Annotated in this window: 13 protein-coding genes; 8 read left to right on the top strand and 5 right to left on the bottom strand. The window is 71.6% G+C overall.

Features of this window, described 5'->3' with window-relative positions:
- Positions 1 to 177 precede the first annotated feature (177 nt).
- Positions 178 to 1,980, top strand: coding sequence for a gamma-glutamyltransferase (gene ggt, locus ACFYML_RS21135; protein ID WP_387422267.1), 1,803 nt, complete (start codon positions 178 to 180; stop codon positions 1,978 to 1,980).
- A 137-nt stretch (positions 1,981 to 2,117) separates the two neighbouring features.
- The gene (locus tag ACFYML_RS21130) at positions 2,118 to 3,755 is read left to right on the top strand and encodes a family 10 glycosylhydrolase (protein ID WP_387422266.1); all 1,638 of its coding nucleotides are present in this window, start codon (positions 2,118 to 2,120) and stop codon (positions 3,753 to 3,755) included.
- A 4-nt stretch (positions 3,756 to 3,759) separates the two neighbouring features.
- Here ACFYML_RS21130 and ACFYML_RS21125 read toward each other — a convergent pair whose 3' ends face one another.
- The 5 genes from ACFYML_RS21125 to ACFYML_RS21105 all read right to left on the bottom strand — a co-directional run bounded on the left by ACFYML_RS21125 (position 3,760) and on the right by ACFYML_RS21105 (position 10,172).
- Entirely contained in the window at positions 3,760 to 5,391 is a 1,632-nt protein-coding gene (locus ACFYML_RS21125; protein WP_387422265.1) for a hypothetical protein, read from the bottom strand.
- Between the two features lie 223 nt (positions 5,392 to 5,614).
- A complete protein-coding gene (locus ACFYML_RS21120) occupies positions 5,615 to 6,958 on the bottom strand; it encodes a glycoside hydrolase family 18 protein (RefSeq protein WP_387422264.1) in 1,344 nt (447 codons plus the stop codon).
- Positions 6,959 to 7,126: 168 nt separating this feature from the next.
- Positions 7,127 to 7,918, bottom strand: coding sequence for a DeoR/GlpR family DNA-binding transcription regulator (locus ACFYML_RS21115; protein WP_387422263.1), 792 nt, complete (start codon positions 7,916 to 7,918; stop codon positions 7,127 to 7,129).
- Between the two features lie 24 nt (positions 7,919 to 7,942).
- On the bottom strand, positions 7,943 to 8,947 hold the full coding sequence (gene pdxA, locus ACFYML_RS21110; RefSeq protein ID WP_387422262.1) for a 4-hydroxythreonine-4-phosphate dehydrogenase PdxA: 1,005 nt from the start codon (positions 8,945 to 8,947) through the stop codon (positions 7,943 to 7,945).
- A 10-nt stretch (positions 8,948 to 8,957) separates the two neighbouring features.
- Positions 8,958 to 10,172 (bottom strand): four-carbon acid sugar kinase family protein, encoded by a 1,215-nt coding sequence (locus ACFYML_RS21105; protein ID WP_387422261.1) that lies wholly within the window; start codon positions 10,170 to 10,172, stop codon positions 8,958 to 8,960.
- Positions 10,173 to 10,399: 227 nt separating this feature from the next.
- Here ACFYML_RS21105 and ACFYML_RS21100 point away from each other — a divergent pair, with 227 nt between their 5' ends.
- The 6 genes from ACFYML_RS21100 to ACFYML_RS21075 are packed head-to-tail and all read left to right on the top strand — an operon-like array spanning position 10,400 to position 16,529.
- On the top strand, positions 10,400 to 12,022 hold the full coding sequence (locus ACFYML_RS21100) for an ABC transporter substrate-binding protein (RefSeq protein ID WP_387422260.1): 1,623 nt from the start codon (positions 10,400 to 10,402) through the stop codon (positions 12,020 to 12,022).
- Positions 12,023 to 12,030: 8 nt separating this feature from the next.
- Positions 12,031 to 12,963: an ABC transporter permease gene (locus ACFYML_RS21095; protein WP_387275977.1), complete on the top strand. Its 933-nt coding sequence runs from the start codon at positions 12,031 to 12,033 to the stop codon at positions 12,961 to 12,963.
- Complete coding sequence (locus ACFYML_RS21090; RefSeq protein WP_387422259.1) at positions 12,960 to 13,862, top strand: ABC transporter permease; 903 nt, start codon at positions 12,960 to 12,962, stop codon at positions 13,860 to 13,862. The genes ACFYML_RS21095 and ACFYML_RS21090 overlap by 4 nt, the downstream gene beginning before the upstream one ends.
- The gene (locus ACFYML_RS21085) at positions 13,862 to 14,710 is read left to right on the top strand and encodes an ABC transporter ATP-binding protein (RefSeq protein WP_387422258.1); all 849 of its coding nucleotides are present in this window, start codon (positions 13,862 to 13,864) and stop codon (positions 14,708 to 14,710) included. The genes ACFYML_RS21090 and ACFYML_RS21085 overlap by 1 nt, the downstream gene beginning before the upstream one ends.
- Positions 14,707 to 15,555 (top strand): ATP-binding cassette domain-containing protein, encoded by an 849-nt coding sequence (locus tag ACFYML_RS21080; RefSeq protein ID WP_387422257.1) that lies wholly within the window; start codon positions 14,707 to 14,709, stop codon positions 15,553 to 15,555. Before ACFYML_RS21085 ends, ACFYML_RS21080 begins: the two co-directional genes overlap by 4 nt.
- Positions 15,552 to 16,529 carry an aldo/keto reductase gene (locus tag ACFYML_RS21075; protein ID WP_387422256.1) on the top strand — a complete coding sequence of 326 codons (978 nt, stop codon included), beginning with the start codon at positions 15,552 to 15,554 and terminating at the stop codon, positions 16,527 to 16,529. The genes ACFYML_RS21080 and ACFYML_RS21075 overlap by 4 nt, the downstream gene beginning before the upstream one ends.
- The last annotated feature ends 9 nt before the right edge of the window (positions 16,530 to 16,538 follow it).

Here is a 16,538-nt window from a genome sequence, read left to right as displayed (position 1 = left end):
GTGACAGCGACCGTAGTCTGCGGGGGGACCGGACGGAAGTGCAGTCGCGATCGTGACAGATCGGGCGTCATGGTCACCCGCTGCTGAACCCGGCCTCGGCAATATCGACTGTCGGGTTGCCTACACCCGGCGAGGAGGGTAGGCAGGAATCCCACCTACGCCGATCGGGGAGAACACATGAGACCTCGAGCCCTCATCACCACGACCATCGCGCTGGGCGCGCTGGTGGCCGGGACCGCGGTTCCCGCCCAGGCGAAGCCGGCCGAGCCGCCCACGGAGCCGGTGGCCGTCGGATACGGGGGCGCGGTGTCCACGGTGGACGCCACCGCCACGGCCGTCGGGCTGGACGTGCTGCGGCGCGGTGGCAACGCGGTCGACGCGGCGGTCGCCGCCGCCGCGACCCTCGGCGTCACCGAACCGTTCTCGGCCGGCATCGGCGGCGGCGGCTTCTTCGTCTACTACGACGCGAAGCGCGGAAAGGTGCACACCATCGACGGCCGCGAGGCGGCACCGGCGTCGATGAACGAAACCAGCTTCGTCAACCCGAGCACCGGGCAGCCGTACCGGTTCGACGAGGCCCGGATCAGCGGGCTGTCGGCCGGCGTTCCCGGCACCCTGCTGACCTGGCAGGACGCGTTGGACCGCTGGGGCACCCGGTCGCTTTCGCAGATGCTCAAGCCCGCCGCGCGGGTCGCCGAGGACGGCTTCCCCGTCGACGAGACCTTCGCCAGTCAGGTCGCCGCGAATCAGGCCGCGTTCGGGCAGTTCAGCTCGACCAGTGCGCTGTACCTGCCCGGTGGCCAGCCGCCGGCGGTCGGTAGCACCTTCCGCAACCAGGACCTCGCCGAGACGTACCGTCTGATCGCCAAGCGGGGCACCGACGTGTTCTACCGGGGCGAGGTCGGCCGCGACGTGGTCGCCACCGTGCAGCACCCGCCGGTGGCGGCGCAGCCGGTCGGGTCGTGGCCGTATCCGATCCGGCCGGCGGGGATGACCTCCGCCGACCTCGCCGGCTACCGCACCCGCTTCCCCGAGCCCACCCGGTCGGACTACCGCGGCTTCGAGGTGTACGGCATGTCCACCCCGTCGAGCGGCGGCACCGCGGTGGGGGAGGCGCTCAACATCCTCGAGCAGTTCGACCTGCGGTCGATGACCGCGACGCAGGCCATGCACCACTATCTGGAGGCCAGCGCGCTGGCGTTCGCCGACCGTAACCGCTACGTCGGCGACCACACCGGGCAGAGCGTGCTCCAGGAACTGCTCAGCGACGGGTTCGCCAAGGAACGCGCCTGTCAGATCGCTTCCTCGGCGGCGCTGCGCAAGCCGGTCGCACCCGGCGTCCCCGACGGCGCCTACGGCGGTTGCTCGGCGGCGGCGGTCGCCGACACCCGCGACGACCGCAAGAGCACCACCAACCTGACCGTGGCCGACCGGTGGGGCAACGTGGTGGAGTACACGCTGACCATCGAGGCGACCGGCGGCAACGGCATGGTGGTCCCCGGTCGGGGATTCCTGCTCAACAACGAGCTGACCGACTTCAACTTCGCGCCGACCCAGGGCACCGCGCCCGACCCGAACCTGCCCGCGCCGGGTAAGCGCCCCCGTAGCTCGATGTCGCCCACGATCGTGCTGGCCGACGGGCGGCCGTTCCTGGCTGTCGGCACGCCCGGCGGCGCGACGATCATCACCACCGTTCTGCAGATGCTGGTCAACCGGATCGACCTGGGGATGACCCTGCCGGAGGCGCTGGCGGCGCCGCGGGCGTCGCAGCGCAACGGCGCCAGCACGCAGGCCGAGCCGGCGTTCATCACCGCGTACGGCAACGGCCTGCCCCCGGGGCACGCCTTCTCTTCCACCGAGGAGATCGGCGCCGCGACCGGTATCGAGTTCCTGACGGACGGCCGGCTGCTCGCCGCGGCCGAACCGGTACGCCGGGGCGGCGGCGCGGCAGCGGTGGTCGGCCGCTGGGCGGGCCACTGACGGTGTGAACGCCAGGACGGCTCAGGCAAACGCCTGAGCCGTCCTGGCGTCGTCACTCGCGGGAACTCGCCTTAGCTGGCTGTTAAGTAACGGCCGAACTGGTTCATCCGGGGGGTCGCACCGGGCAGACTGGGCCGATGCCCGCCGCCGATCCGCCCGCTTCTTGGTTCCGCCGCCGCCGTACCCAGACCCTCGTCGCGGTGGTCGTCTCCCTCGCCGTGGCGGTCGCGCTCGGCGCCTGGTCGCTGCAGGGTCGGGTTGCCGGCGGCGGCGGTGCAGCGGAGTCAGGCGAGGTGGCTGCCTCCGGCACCCCGAACTGCGTCGGTCGGCCGGCGCGGGCACCCCGCGAGTTACGCGGCATGTGGATCACGACGGTCAACAACATCGACTGGCCGAGCCGGCCCGGGCTGCCCGCCGCGACGGTGCGGGCGGAGTTCCGAAGCTGGCTGGACCTGGCCGTGCGGCGCAACCACAACGCGGTGTTCGTGCACGTGCGGCCGAGCGGGGACGCACTCTGGCCGTCCAGGTACGCGCCGTGGTCGCAGTGGCTGACCGGGAGCCACGACGGCCGTGACCCGGGCTGGGACCCGATGGAGTTCATGGTCGCCGAGGCGCACGCCCGCAACCTGGAGTTCCACGCGTGGTTCAACCCGTACCGGGGTGGGCAGCCGGCCACGGTCGGCGGGCCCGGCCCGCGGCTGGACCAGCTCGCGCCGGCCCATCCGCTGCGCCGACACCCCGATTGGGTGGTGACCTATCCGAGCGCTGACCGGCCCGGCAGCCGCCTCTACTTCAACCCGGGTGTGCCGGAGGCGCGCAAGTTCGTCGAGGACTCGATGCTGGAGGCGGTGCAGCGGTACGACGTCGACGGGGTGCACTTCGACGATTTCTTCTACCCGTATCCCGAGGCCGGGCAGGACTTTCCGGACGGCGCGGCGTTCGCCCGCTACGGCCGGGGGTTCGCGGACAAGCACGACTGGCGGCGGGACAACGTGAACACGCTGGTCCGGGAGATGAGCGAGCGGATCAAGGCGATCAAGCCGTGGGTGAAGTTCGGCATCAGCCCGTTCGGTATCTGGCGTAACAAGCGCACCGACCCGGCCGGCTCGGCGACCGCCGGGTTGCAGAGCTACGACGACATCTATGCCGACACCCGACTGTGGGTACGGGAGCAGTGGCTGGACTACGTCGTGCCGCAGCTCTACTGGCACATCGGGTTCGGCAAGGCCGACTACGCCAAGCTGCTGCCGTGGTGGGCGGCAACGGTGCGGGGCACCCGGGTGCAGCTCTACATCGGCCAGGCCGACTACCGGGTGGGCGAGCGCGGCGCCTGGCGCGACCCGGCCGAGTTGGACCGCCAGCTCGCCCTCAACCAGCGGCACGGGGTGAGCGGCAGCGTGCACTTCAGCGCCAAGCAGGTGCGCGCCGACAGACTCGGGGCGGTCAGCCGGTACAGCGAGGCGCACTACGCCGGCCCGGCGCTGGTGCCCACGATGGCGCAGCTACCGGCCGCGCCGCCCGCGGCGCCCGAGGTCACGGGCGTACGACGTGCGGACGGCGGAGTGGTGCTGACCTGGCGCGGGGAGGGCGCGGCGAGCTTCGCCGTCTACCGGGTGGACGCCGAGGTGGCCCGGCTCGTCGGCACTGCCCGTGGTGGCGGTTGGGTCGACCGCGCCGCCCCGACCGGCGGATCCCTGTCCTACTGTGTGTCGGGGCTGGATCGCAGCGGGAACGAGGGCCGGCTCAGCACGCCGGTGTCGGTCGCCGCGAAGTAGGGCGTCAGGTGCGGCAGAATCGGGTCGGTGTGAACGGCCGGCCGGGTGGCGCGGTGGGCCGCCAGACCGGATTCAGCTGGATCGCCAGGGCGGGGGCATGCCAGGCGTCCCCCAGTTGCTGGAGTGGGCCGAACTCGCGGCGGGGATGGTTGACGTTCGCGCCGGCGAGGAAGCTGATCAGCACGTCGTCGGCGCCCTTCCGGCCGATGATTCCCGCATGGAAGGTCGGCACCTCGACCACCGGGATCTGGAGCTTCTGGCCGGGTGGGGCCTCGGCGGCGCTCACGGTCGGCAGGAAGGCGACGACGCGTACGCCCGGGATCGGGCACAGGATCTGGTAGCGGTAGAAGGTCGCCCCGTCCAGCAGTGAGCGGACGAACGGCTCGTCGGGTGTGCTGCCGGCCCGGTTGCCGATGGTCGTCACCTTGAACATCACCCGCAGCAGCCATCCGGCGGCCAGCCCCCAGCCGGTATTGGCCTCCGGCGGGGGATAGTAGGTCCGTCCGGCGCGGACCAGCGGGCTGAACATCGCCAGCGCCCGCACCGGAGAGTCGGGCCGGTCCCGCAGGTAGGTGCGGGCCACCATCGCCCCCTCGCTCCGCGCGATCAGCGCGATCGGTCGTCCGGTGCGCTGGTGGAGCACCTCGATCTGCGCGGCGAGCAGTTGCGAGCTGGACTCCAGCGACCGGTGGGTGGCGCTCGACCGGTACGGCCGCGGGCGGCCAGCTGCGTCCAGGCCGAGGTATGAGAAGGGCTGCACGTTCGGATCCGCCGCGGGTCGGCCGTCGTACGCCGAGTCGTGCCCGTCGAGCAGGATCACCGCGTAGGGCACCTGCGGCGGCAGCCGCTGGCTGAGAATCGGCGCCGTGACGGTGTTGGCCTGGTTGCGGGGTTGGGAGAGCACCTGCGACGTCAGCGGGACGGCCAGCGCCAGCACCATGACGATCGGTGCGACCGGCACCCGCGCCCAACGTATCCGCTTCTGCAGGACGGCCGCGTGCACCGTTTGCCGCCACAGCAGACCGTTGAGTGCGCCGGCGGCGATGGTGACGATGGGCGTCCACACCTCCGGTGTGCGCCACACCAGCCCGCCGAGCACGGTGATCACGACGAAGTCGAGTAGCGACCAGCCGACCAGTTCGATCGACGGCAATCCGCGCCACCACCCTGGGCCCACCGACATCCGCTGCAGGAAGGGGGCGAGCAGCAGCATCGGAATGAGGGCGGCGAACAGGAACCAGGACAGCGAGACCACCGACGCCGCGATCGCGTAGGCGGCGTACGGCAGGACGAGGAACGCTCCGAACGCCGCTACCCCGACGTTGCGCAGCACAAGCGCCCGGTACGGCGGCCGGGGCGCATGCGCCGGCCAGGCCAGGCTGACGATCGTCGCGGACAGCACTCCACGCAGCGCGATCAGACCCAGCAGGCCGGCGCCGAACATGAGCCAGGAGTTGTGGTAGACCAGCAGCCAGCGCATGTCGTGGTAGGAGTCGTACGGCCAGACCGCCGTGCTCTGCGGCGCGAGCCCCTCGGCCGGGATGAACCCGACCAGCACCAGCACGAAGACCTCAGCCAGCGGGACCGCCGCGGCGATCCCGAGCAGCGCCAACAGCCGCCGGTGCATTGGTGGCACGGGTCCTCCTCCGGTACGTGCGGCTCTGCGCCGACTCTCCCGTGTTTGCCGGTTGCATAGGGCTGAACGATCAGATCGGTCGTCCGTCGCCCGGCCCACCCTCGGCCGGCCGTTGCGGGTGCTTCCGAACGCCGCCGGCCCGTCGCCGGCCGAGAAATTCGGTCGGTGACGGGCCGGCGGGGATCGCTGGGTGGGACCGGAGCGTCCCGGTGGCGAGGTACGGCTACGGGGTCGCCAGCCCGAGGCTGATCGTCCTGGTCAACGTGGCGTTGTCGTCGTCGCCGTCCAGCGACCAGACCATTGCTCCGGCCAGGCCGGCCCGGCGGATGTACCGCGTCTTCTGCAGCACGACCGCCGGATCGTCGTACGTCCAGAACGTCGTGCCGTCGAACAACCAGGTGTGCCCGGCGCGAACGTCGCGGTGAATGGTGAAGCCGTCGCCGGCCAGGGCCTTGAGCCGCCGATAGTCCTCGTAGCCGGCCTCGAAGGTGGCCGGCGCGGGCCCGGCCGCGGGCTGGAACAGGCCGTTCCCGCCGCCGGTTACGCCGGTCCAGCCCCGGCCGTAGTACGGGATGCCGAGGACCAGCTTGTCACGTGGTGCACCGCGAGCGATCCAGCCGTCGATCGCCACCTCGGCGGAGAAGTCGGGGCTGTCGGGTGCTCCCGCCGGCACGCGCAGCGCCGACTGCTGGTTGGTCACCGCGTCCCAGGCGCCGTGGAAGTCGTATCCCTGCACGGTGGCGAAGTCCAGGTACTGGAAGATTTTGCGGCCCTCGTAGCCGGCGTCCATGGCCGCCGGGTTGGCCGGCAGGAAGGCGGTCAGCTCGTAGTGCTTGCGGGTCTGCCGGCCGTACGCGTCGAGTTGCCGGCGGAACTCGGCGAGCAGCTTGGTGAAGTTCTGCCGGTCCTCCGGGCGGACCACGTTGCCCGGCTCACCCGGCCAGTTCGGCCACTCCCAGTCCAGGTCGATGCCGTCGAAGACGCCGGCGGCCGCGGCCGGGCCGCCGCTGCCACCGTCCAGGACCGGGAGGTTCCCCTTGAGGTAGAGGTCGATGCAGGAGGCGACGAACGCCCGGCGGGAGGCGTCGGTGCGGGCGGCGTTCGAGAAGTACGTCGACCAGCTCCAGCCGCCCAGCGAGATCAGCACCTTCAGGTCGCGGTGCTTGGCCTTGAGCTTGGCCAACTGGCCGAGGTTGCCGTTGAGCGGTTCGCCCCAGGCGTCGGCGACGCCGTCGACGCTCTCCTCCGCCGGGACGGGGCGCTGGTAGTCGGCCCAGGCGTCACCCTCGCCCGGCCCACCGTCCACGTAGCAGCGCCCGTCCTCGCTCACGTTGCCGAAGGCGTAGTTGACGTGGGTGAGGCGGCTCGCCGCCCCGGAGGTGTCCAGCTTCTTGACCGGGAAGGCCCGGCCGTAGATCCCCCACTGGGTGAAGTAGCCGACATGGAGGTGGCCGGCCCGGCGGTTCGGGTTGTCCGGCGCGCTCGCGGCGGTCGCCGGGGTGGCGGAGACCAGCACGGTCGCCAGGGCGACGAGGGCGGTGAGGCGGCGGTGACGCAACGATCGCATGGGCGCTCCCACGAGGGATTAGGCCAAATTAGTTAAGAGACCTTTCTGATTGACGAAGCTAAGCCGGCCACGGTCGGCGGTCAAGGGCCGACATGCGGGCAGCTGGCCGGGCCGTGGTCGGACCGAACTCCGGTCGGACGCGCGGGGAGCCTGATCGGCTCGGCGGCCTCAGGCGGCGCCGGTCGGGGCCGGATCGACGATGACCACCTGGATGCCCTTGTCGCGGAACTTGGCCACCTCGTCGTCCGGCGCGGAGTCGTCTGTCACGAGGGTCCATCGGGGTGGCATGACCGCCCACGCGTGGAAGGGCGCCTGGCCCAGTTTGGCCCCGTGCACCAGGACGTAGACATGATCGGCGCGGCTCATCATGAGCTCCTTCAGCCGCGTCTGTTCGAGGTCCTTCTCGTTGATGCCCCGGTCGGCGCGTACGCCGTCGGCGCCCATGAAGGCGCGGTCGAACGACATCCGCTCCAGCGCCGACTCGGTGACCGGTCCGACGAAGCTCTGGCTCAGCGTCCGCAGCCGGCCCCCGAGGAGGACGACATCGAGGTGCTCCGCCTCGGCCAGGACCTCCAGGGCGGTCAGGCCGATGGTCGAGACGGACAGGTTGGTGAACCCGGTGAGGATCTGGGCCAGGGCGGCCGTCGTCGACCCGGCGTCGAGCAGGACGCTCTCGCCGGGGACGATCTGCTCGGCCGCCCAGGCCGCGATCGCCCGTTTGGCGGCGTACGCCTCGCCGAGGCGCTGACGTAGCGAGGCCTCCGGGTGCGGCTCCAGGCTGAGGGCGCCGCCGTAGGTGCGGGCGAGTTTGCCCTGGGTGGTGAGCAGCGCGAGATCGCGCCGGATCGTGGAGGGGGTCACGCCCAGCTTGGCGGAGAGTTCCTCCACACTGGCCAGTCCGTTGGAAGCGGCCATCTGCACGATCTGGTCGCGTCGTTGCGACGATCTCTGCCTGCTCATGTCATGCGCACCTTATCCGAGGAGTCAACCGGCGACCGGCTGCGGCGCCATCTCGACGGCGAGCCGCAACGCCTCGATCATGGATCGGTGGTCGGCGATCCCCTTCCCGGCGATGTCGAACGCGGTGCCGTGGTCCACCGAGGTGCGGATGACGGGCAGGCCGACGGTGATGTTCACGCCCGCCTCCAGGCCCAGCACCTTCACCGGGCCGTGGCCCTGGTCGTGGTACATCGCCACCACCAGGTCGTAATCACCGCGTCCGGCGAGGAAGAAGAGCGTGTCCGCGGGCAGCGGGCCCTGCACGTCGATGCCGTCGGTCCGGCAGGCCTGGACGGCGGGGACGATCTTCGACTCCTCCTCGCCCCGGCCGAACAGGCCGTTCTCGCCGGCGTGCGGGTTGATGCCGCAGACCCCGATCCGGGGTGCGGGCACACCCGCGTCCACCATGGCCTGGTGACCACGCCGGATGGTCCGCTCCACCAGCCCCGGCTCGATGCGCTCCACGGCGTCGATGAGGCCGATGTGGGTGGTCACGTGGATGACCTTGACCCTCGGCGTCGACAGCATCATCGACACCTCGGCGGTCCCGGTGAGCTGGGCGAGCAGTTCGGTGTGGCCGGGGAAGACGTGCCCGCCCGCGTGCAGCGCCTCCTTGTTCAGCGGGGCCGTGCAGATGGCCTGCACCTCACCCGCCATCGCCAGCTCGCTGGCCACCCGCACGTAGTGGTACGCGGCGTCGCCGGCCACCGGCGACATCCGGCCGAACGGCAGGTCGGCCGGCAGCAGTCCCAGGTCGATGACGTTGATCCGGCCGGGGGTGAACTCGGCTTCGGTCACTCCGGTCACGGGGACGATCTCCGGATCGAGCCCGACGATGCCGGCGGCCTGCCGCAGGCGGGCCGCGTCGCCGATGACGACGCACCGGGCTGTCGCCGAGACCTGGGGGTCGAGCAGCGCCCGCACGATGATCTCGGGGCCGATTCCGGCGCCGTCGCCCATGGTGACGGCGATGTAGGGACTGCTGGCCATCTCGGCTCCTTCAGGTCACGTGCTCGGACAGCACGATGCGGACGAGGTCGGTGAGGGAGGTGGGGCCGCCGAAGCTGCCCGGGCGGGTCACCACGACGCGCCCCGTGTCGGTAAGCGAGAGCACGGCGCCTTCCCGCTCGGCAACGGGTCGCAGGCGCGCGACGCCGAGCCGGTCGAGAACCGCGCGGGCGGTCTCGCCGCCGGTGAGCACGAGGGCGCGTCCGTCCATGGTCGACGGCGCCACGGCCTCGGCGAGGGCGGTTGCCAGGCGCGTCGCCACGTGAGGGCGGATCTCGGCGCGGTCGTCGATGGTGACCGCAGCGCAGCGGGCGCCGTCCAGGCGGGCGGTCACCTGGTGGGCCGCGGCGGCCGGGTCGTTCAGCAGTGCCTCGGGGTCGAGGCGCAGCACGACGTCGGCCCGGGGGGCGAGCGCGGCGAGCTGAGTTCGAATGGTGGGGGCGGCGGTCCCGGCGACGACCAGCACCGCGCCGGCGGCCGGCACAGCGTAGGTGGGGTCGGCGGCGTGGTCGGGATCCGGTGCCATGCCGCGGGCTGCCGCGGCGGCGAGCCCGGCGGAGCCGACCAGCAACGGCCGTTCGGTGGCCAGGCGCGCCGCGGCACAGACGGTGTCGAGGTCGGCGTCGGTCGCGGCGTCGCAGACCGGTACGAGCCCGGCCGCGATCGCCGCCGCCAGAGAGCGGGCCAGGTCCTGGGGGCCGCCGCGTACGACGGTGAGGGGCACCGGGTGGGTTGGCAGGGGCGCGAGCGCCGCGGCGAGGTCGCGCGGGGCGGCTCGTTCTTCGGCGTGCCAGAGGCCGGTTTCGTGCAGCGGGACGCCGCGGACGTGCAGCACGCCGTCGACCACGATCCGCCCGGCGCCGGGAAGTGCGGTGGCGACGACCGGGGTGGCACCGAGGACGGCGTGCAGGGCCGCCACCTCGGTAGCGAGGTTGCCGCGGAGCAGCGAGTCCACCTTCTTCAGGACGGTTCCGCCCGGCGACCCGGTGAGCAGTGACTTGATCCGGTCGGCTGCGTCGGTCGGGTGCAGGGCCCGGGTGGCGGTGTCGACCGCCACGACGCGCGGCGGGGTGGCGGCGTCCGCTGGCCCGCATGGTGGAGGTTCGTGGCCGAGGAGCACCGAGATGCGCGTTGTGCGCAACAGGAAGGTGGCGGCGGCCTCGGCGGCTCCACTCAGGTCATCGGCCACGACGGTCAGCTCCGGCATCCCCTCACCTCCCCTTGAATGCGCCTGCGAACTGCTCTTTCGATCCACGGTGGCGGCATCCCGCGCGGGGGCTCGGCCGGGGGACCGGCCGCCGGCTCGGATGCATTCAGCGACGCGAAAGACGCTAGCGCCATTGCGCAGAACGCGCAACTGTGCCATCGTGGCTCCACCACCAGTGGCGTCCGTCACAACGGACATTCCTTGCCAACCACCACAAGGAGGAATTCATGTCCGACATCGTCGGGATGAGCGGCGCCACCGGCGCCGGCCCCGGTCGGGGGATCTCCCGCCGGGCGCTCCTGCAGTTCGCCGGCCTCGTGGGCGCGGGCACCGTCGTCGGCTCGGCGCTGAGCGCCTGCGCCGGGCCGCAGGGCGCCGGCGGTGCCACCGGGTCCGGAAGCGGCGGCAAGCTCAGCATCGTGCTCAACCGCAACCTGGTGAGCCTCGACAACAAGCTCAACCAGTACGACGCCGCGGTCACCGTCCAGCGCGCCGTCCGGCAGGCCCTGACCCGGATCGGTCAGAACCTCAAGCCCGAACTGGTGCTGGCCGAGTCATTCGAGCTCACCGCACCCACCACGTGGACCGTCAAGCTCCGCAACGACATCCACTACTCGGACAAGTCGCCGGTCGCCGTCGAGGACGTCGAGACCGCGCTCAAGTACTATTTCCAGGTGAAGGCGAGCTACGTCGCCGCCCAGTTCCCCGAGCAGCCCGTGTTTACGAAGATCGACGACCGCACCTTCACGCTCACCACCAGCAAGCCGCTCGTGACGCTCGACTCGCTGATGTCGAACATCCTCATCACCCCGGCCAAGGCCAACAAGCCGGAGGAGCTGCGCGACGGCATCGGCACCGGCCCCTTCAAGGTCGCCTCGGCCGACTCCGGCACCGGCACCTACCGGCTGGTGCGCAACGAGAACTACTGGGGCGAGAAGGCGCTCCTCGACGAGGTCAACATCTCCTACCAGGAGGAGGAGGGTGGGCGCGTCATCGCCATCACCTCCGGCCAGGCCGACGTCATCGACACCATCACCCCCGAGTCGGCGGCGGCGCTGAAGAAGAACAACGACATCCAGCTCATCCAGGAGCCGGGCACCCGCCTGATCCACCTCTTCTACAACTTCCGCAAGCCGGCCGGTCACCCGCTGACCAACCCGAAGGTCCGGGAGGCGCTCAGCTACGCCGTCGACCACGACTCGCTGATCTCCAGCCTGATGAACGGGGTGGTCAGCTCCGCCGAGGGCGTGGTGCCCAAGACCCTTGCCGGCTTCGTCCGCACCGGCGAGTACCGGTTCGACCCCGCGAAGGCCAAGCAGATGCTCGCCGCCGAGGGCGTGTCGAACCTCAACCTCACGTTCATCTGGGAGGAGTCCGAGTTCGCCGGCGCCGCCCGGGTGATGGAGGCACTGGTCAGCATGCTCGGCGACGTCGGCGTGACGGTGAAGCTGAAGGAGATCCCCAAGGGCGGTGAGATCAACGCGTGGCGCCGCGGTGAGGCCGGCGACTGGGACGTCCTCGGCAACGGCTACGGCAACCAGACCGGTCTGGCCATCACCAACCTTCAGGGCCAGTACGGCGGCACCGCCGCGAAGGAGAAGACCCGCGACACGTACCACGGCTTCGTCTTCCCGGAGATCAGCGGCCTGATCGACCAGGCCGGCTCGGAGCCCGACGCCGCCAAGCGGGACGCGCTGCTCAAGCAGGCTCAGGAGAAGATCTGGGCGCTCTGGCCGGCCATGTGGGCCTGGACCCCGGACAACGTCCTGGCCAAGCGCAAGCGGGTCACCAGCCTCGAGCTTTCCCCCGCCAACTCCTACGACCTGTCCAAGGTCCGGGTGTCAGGCTGAGCAGCGCCATGCCCCGCTACCTCCTCAAGCGCCTCCTCCAGACGGTGCTCACCGCGTGGTTCACCGTCACCGTCGTCTTCGTCCTGCTGCGCATGGCGCCCGGCGACCCGGCGGTGAACTACGCGCCACCCAACCCGTCCAGCGAGCAACTGGCGGCGGTACGGCACGAGTTCGGGCTCGACCAGCCCGTCCTCGGGCAGTACCTGACCTACCTGCAGCACCTGCTGCGCGGGGACATCGGCGAGTCGTTCCAGTTCCGCCAGTCCGCGTTGCAGGTGGTGCTGGACCGCCTGCCGTACACCATCACGCTCGCCGTCGCGGCCATCGCCGTGACCGCCCTGCTGGCCATCCCGCTCGGGGTGTGGATGGCCCGCCGGGGCAACACCGCCGGGGAACTCGGCGCCAACATCGCGACCATCGCCGGGCAGTCGATGCCGGACTTCTGGATCGGCTTCGTGCTGCTGATCGTCTTCGCGGTGAACCTGCAGTGGTTCCCGCCGTCCGGGTTCACCTCGATGAGCTCGATCGTGCTGCCCTGCCTGACCATTGTCATCCTGCAGGTAGCCCTCATCTCACGGCTCGTCCGGCGCGAGATGGTGACCAACCTCAACGCCCCGTACGTCACCATCGCCCGGTCCCGCGGCGTCTCCGAGCGCCGTCTGACCTGGCGGTACGCCTTCGCCAACTCGTCCATCCCGGTGGTCACGGCGCTGGGCACCCGCTTCGCCGCCATGCTCAACGGCGTGGTGATCGTCGAGGTTGTCTTCAAATGGCCCGGGGTCGGCGAGCTGGTGGTGGACGCCCTGGAACGGCGGGACTTCCCGCTGATCCAGGCGACGGTGCTGGTGACGGTGGTGCTCGCCCTGCTGGTCCAACTCCTGGTGGACATGCTCTACCCCCTCATGGATCCCCGCGTCCGGCTTCAGGAGGCCCGCCGATGAGCGATCTGGCCGTCTCTCCCACCCGTACCGCCGTGCCGCCCAAGGTGCTGCGCCGGTCGGCGGCGGCGCGCAAGGCCCGCTACAGCACGATCAAGATGTGGGTCGGCGCGCTGTGCACGGGGGTCGTCGTGGTCCCGGTGGCCCTCGCCCGCGTCCTGCCGCTGCCCGACCCGGTGCACGGCGTGCTCCGGGAGACCTCGCTGCCGCCGCTGAGCCCCGGGCACCTGCTCGGCACCGACCCCAACGGCCGCGACCTGCTCTCGCGCATCCTGCACGGCGGGCAGACCTCGCTGCTCATCGGGCTGCTGGCGATCCTGCTGTCCGGGCTGATCGGCATCGTGGCCGGCGCCGCCGCCGGCTACTTCGGCGGGTGGGTGGACACCGTCATCTCGCGCCTGCTCGAGGCGCAGATGTCCCTGCCGCTGCTGCTGATGCTGCTGCTCGTCGTGGCGCTGTTCGGCCCGTCGATCCTCGTCATCACCCTGGTGATCGCCGTCGCACAGTGGCCCGAACCGGCCCGGCTGACCCGGGCGCTCGTGCTGGTCGAACGGGAGAAACCGTACGTGGCCGCCGCCCGGGTCCTCGGGCTCGGCCGGCTGCGCATCATCGCCCGGCACATCATCCCGAACATCCTGTCCCAGACCCTGGTCGTGGTGCTCCTGCTGCTCGCCCAGGCGGTGCTGCTGGAGAGCGCGCTGAGCTTCCTCGGCGCCGGCGTGCAGCGCCCCTACCCGACCTGGGGCGGCATCATCTCCGACGGCCGGGAACTCTTCGTCACCGGCGCGTGGTGGCTGGTCACCATCCCCGGCGTCGCGATCGCCCTGCTCGTGCTCGGCGTCAATCTGCTCGGGGACGGACTGCGCGACCGGGTGCGGCGCGCGAAGGCGGTGACCTCCTGATGGCCGTGCTCACTGTGCGGGACCTGACCGTCGACCTGATGACGGGGCTCGGCGCGCTGCGCGCGGTCGACGGGGTCAGCTTCAGCATCGATCCCGGCGAGACGGTGACGATCATCGGCGAGTCCGGCTCCGGCAAGTCGACCACGGCGATGGCCCTGCTCCGGCTGCTGCCGGACGACCTCGCCGTGGTCGGCGGCCACGCGGAGATCGCCGGGCGGGACGTGATCGGCAGCCGGCGGCACGTCGCCGCCCTGCGCGGCCGGACGGTGGCACTGATCCCGCAGGACCCGATGACGGCGCTCAGCCCGATCGCCACCATCGGCCGGCAGATGACGGAGGCGATCCGGCTGTCGCACCGCGGCGTCTCGAAGGCGCAGGCCCGCGAGCGGGCCCTCGACCTGCTGCGGGCGGTCCACCTCAGCCAGCCGGAGCGGCGGCTGAAGTCCTACCCGCACCAGCTCTCCGGCGGGATGCTCCAGCGGGTCCTGATCGCCATGGCGCTGTCGGCCGAGGCCGACCTCATCGTCGCCGACGAGCCCACCTCGGCGCTGGACGTGACGGTGCAGGCCGGCATCCTGGACCTGCTGCTGGAGATCCAGGAACGCACCGGCGCCGCGATGCTGCTCATCACCCACGACCTCGGCGTCGCCCGGCTGATGAGCGACCGGGTGCACGTGATGCAGTCCGGCCGGTTCGTGGAGAGCGGCGCCGTGGAGGACGTGATCGACCGGCCCCAGCACCCGTACACCAGGAAGCTGCTGGCGGCGCTGCCGAAGCTCGGGTCGTGGGACGACCCGGGAACGCCGGCCGTGCCGCAGCCGCAGGTGATGAAGGAAGGCGTGTCATGAACCAGCCCCTGCTCGACGTCCGTGGGCTCGTGGTGGAGTACGGCCACGGCCCGGGGCTGCACCGCGCGGTCGACGACGTCTCCTTCCGGATCCCCCGCGGCGGCTCGCTGGCCGTGGTGGGCGAGTCCGGCTCGGGCAAGTCGACCATCGCCCGGGCCCTGGTCCGGCTGGTCAAGCCGACCGCCGGGTCGATCACCTTCGACGGCGTCGACCTGGCCGGCCTCACCGAGCGGCAGCTGCGACCGCTGCGGCACCGTATCCAGATGGTCTTCCAGGACCCGTACGGTTCGCTCGACCCGCACCTGGACGCTCAGCAGATCGTGGCGGAGCCGATCGCCGTACGCGGCGAGCGGTCGCGCAGCATCCGGGAGCGGCGGGCGGCCGAGCTGCTCGACCGGGTCGGCCTGCCCCGCTCGGCACTGCACCGCCGGCCGCACGAGTTCTCCGGCGGCCAACGCCAGCGCATCGGCATCGCCCGGGCGCTGGCGTCCGAGCCCGACCTGCTGGTCTGCGACGAGGCGACCAGCGCTCTCGACGTCTCCGTGCAGGCGCAGGTCCTCGACATTCTCGCCACGCTGCGGCGGGAGCAGGGCCTGACGTTCCTGTTCATCTCGCACAACCTCGGCGTGGTGCGGGCGGTGAGCGACGAGGTGCTGGTGTTGCGCACCGGCCGGGTCGTCGAACAGGGCCCGACGGAGGAGGTCCTGCAGCGGCCCCGGGACGAGTACACCCGGCGGCTGCGCCGCAGCGTCCTGGAGCCGGCGCTGATCAGCGGCCGCAAGCCCCGCGAGATGGTCCGGCAGGTCGCGGCGGCCCGGGCGGCGGAGAGCGCGGTGGCATCATGAGGCACACCCCGCTGACCGGGCTGCGCCGCCCGCTGCCCGAGCTCGTGCTGGGCACCATGACCTTCGGCGACACCGCCGACCTGGACACCGCCCGGGCCATGGTCGACGCGGCTTTGGACCACGGCCTGACCTCCTTCGACACCGCCAACGGCTACGCCGGCGGGCGCAGCGAGCAGATGCTCGGCGAGATCCTGCGGGGCCGCTGGGACCAGGTCACCGTGGCCACCAAGGCCGGCATCTACCCGGGGGACGCCGGTGGCCACCCGCTGCTGTCCCGCAAGGGCGTCCGGGCTTCCCTCGAGACCAGCCTGCGCCGGCTCGGCACCGACCGGGTCGACCTGTTCTACCTGCACCAGCCGGACCGGTCGGTGCCGCTGGAGGAGACCGCCGAGGCGCTCGCCGACCTGGTCCGCGACGGACTGGCCGGGGCGATCGGGGTGTCGAACTACGCGGCGTGGCAGATCAGCGACGTCGCAGCGGCGTGCGCGGCCGCCGGCGCGCCGCGGCCCGTCGTGGCGCAGCAGCTGTACAACCTGGTGGCCCGCCGCATCGAGGACGAGTACGTCGAGTACGCGCGGACCCACGAACTGGCCACGGTCGTCTACAACCCGCTCGGCGGTGGCCTGCTGACCGGCCGGCACTCGTTCGACGCGGCGCCGGTCGAGGGCCGGTTCGGCAGCTCCGCGCTGTCGGGCATGTACCGCGACCGGTACTGGAACCGGCCGATCTTCGAGGCGGTGGAGGGGCTGTCGCGCATCGCCGACGGCGCCGGGATACCGCTGCCCGAGCTGTCGCTGCGCTGGCTGCTGTCCCGGGAGGTGGTGACGTCGGTCCTGCTCGGCGGGTCCAAGCCGCAGCAGCTGCGCGACAACATCCAGGCAGCGGCCCGCGGGCCGCTGCCGCGCGACGTGCTCGACGCCTGCGACGAGGTCGGCCGCGTCCTCGCCGGCCCGATGCCCGCCTACAACCGCTGACCCACCCAG

Source organism: Micromonospora sp. NPDC007230 (assembly GCF_042869115.1).
Classification (GTDB): Bacteria; Actinomycetota; Actinomycetes; order Mycobacteriales; family Micromonosporaceae; genus Micromonospora.
The sequence above is the reverse complement of the archived record's forward strand: the minus strand, read 5'-3'. Positions and strand labels throughout refer to the sequence as shown.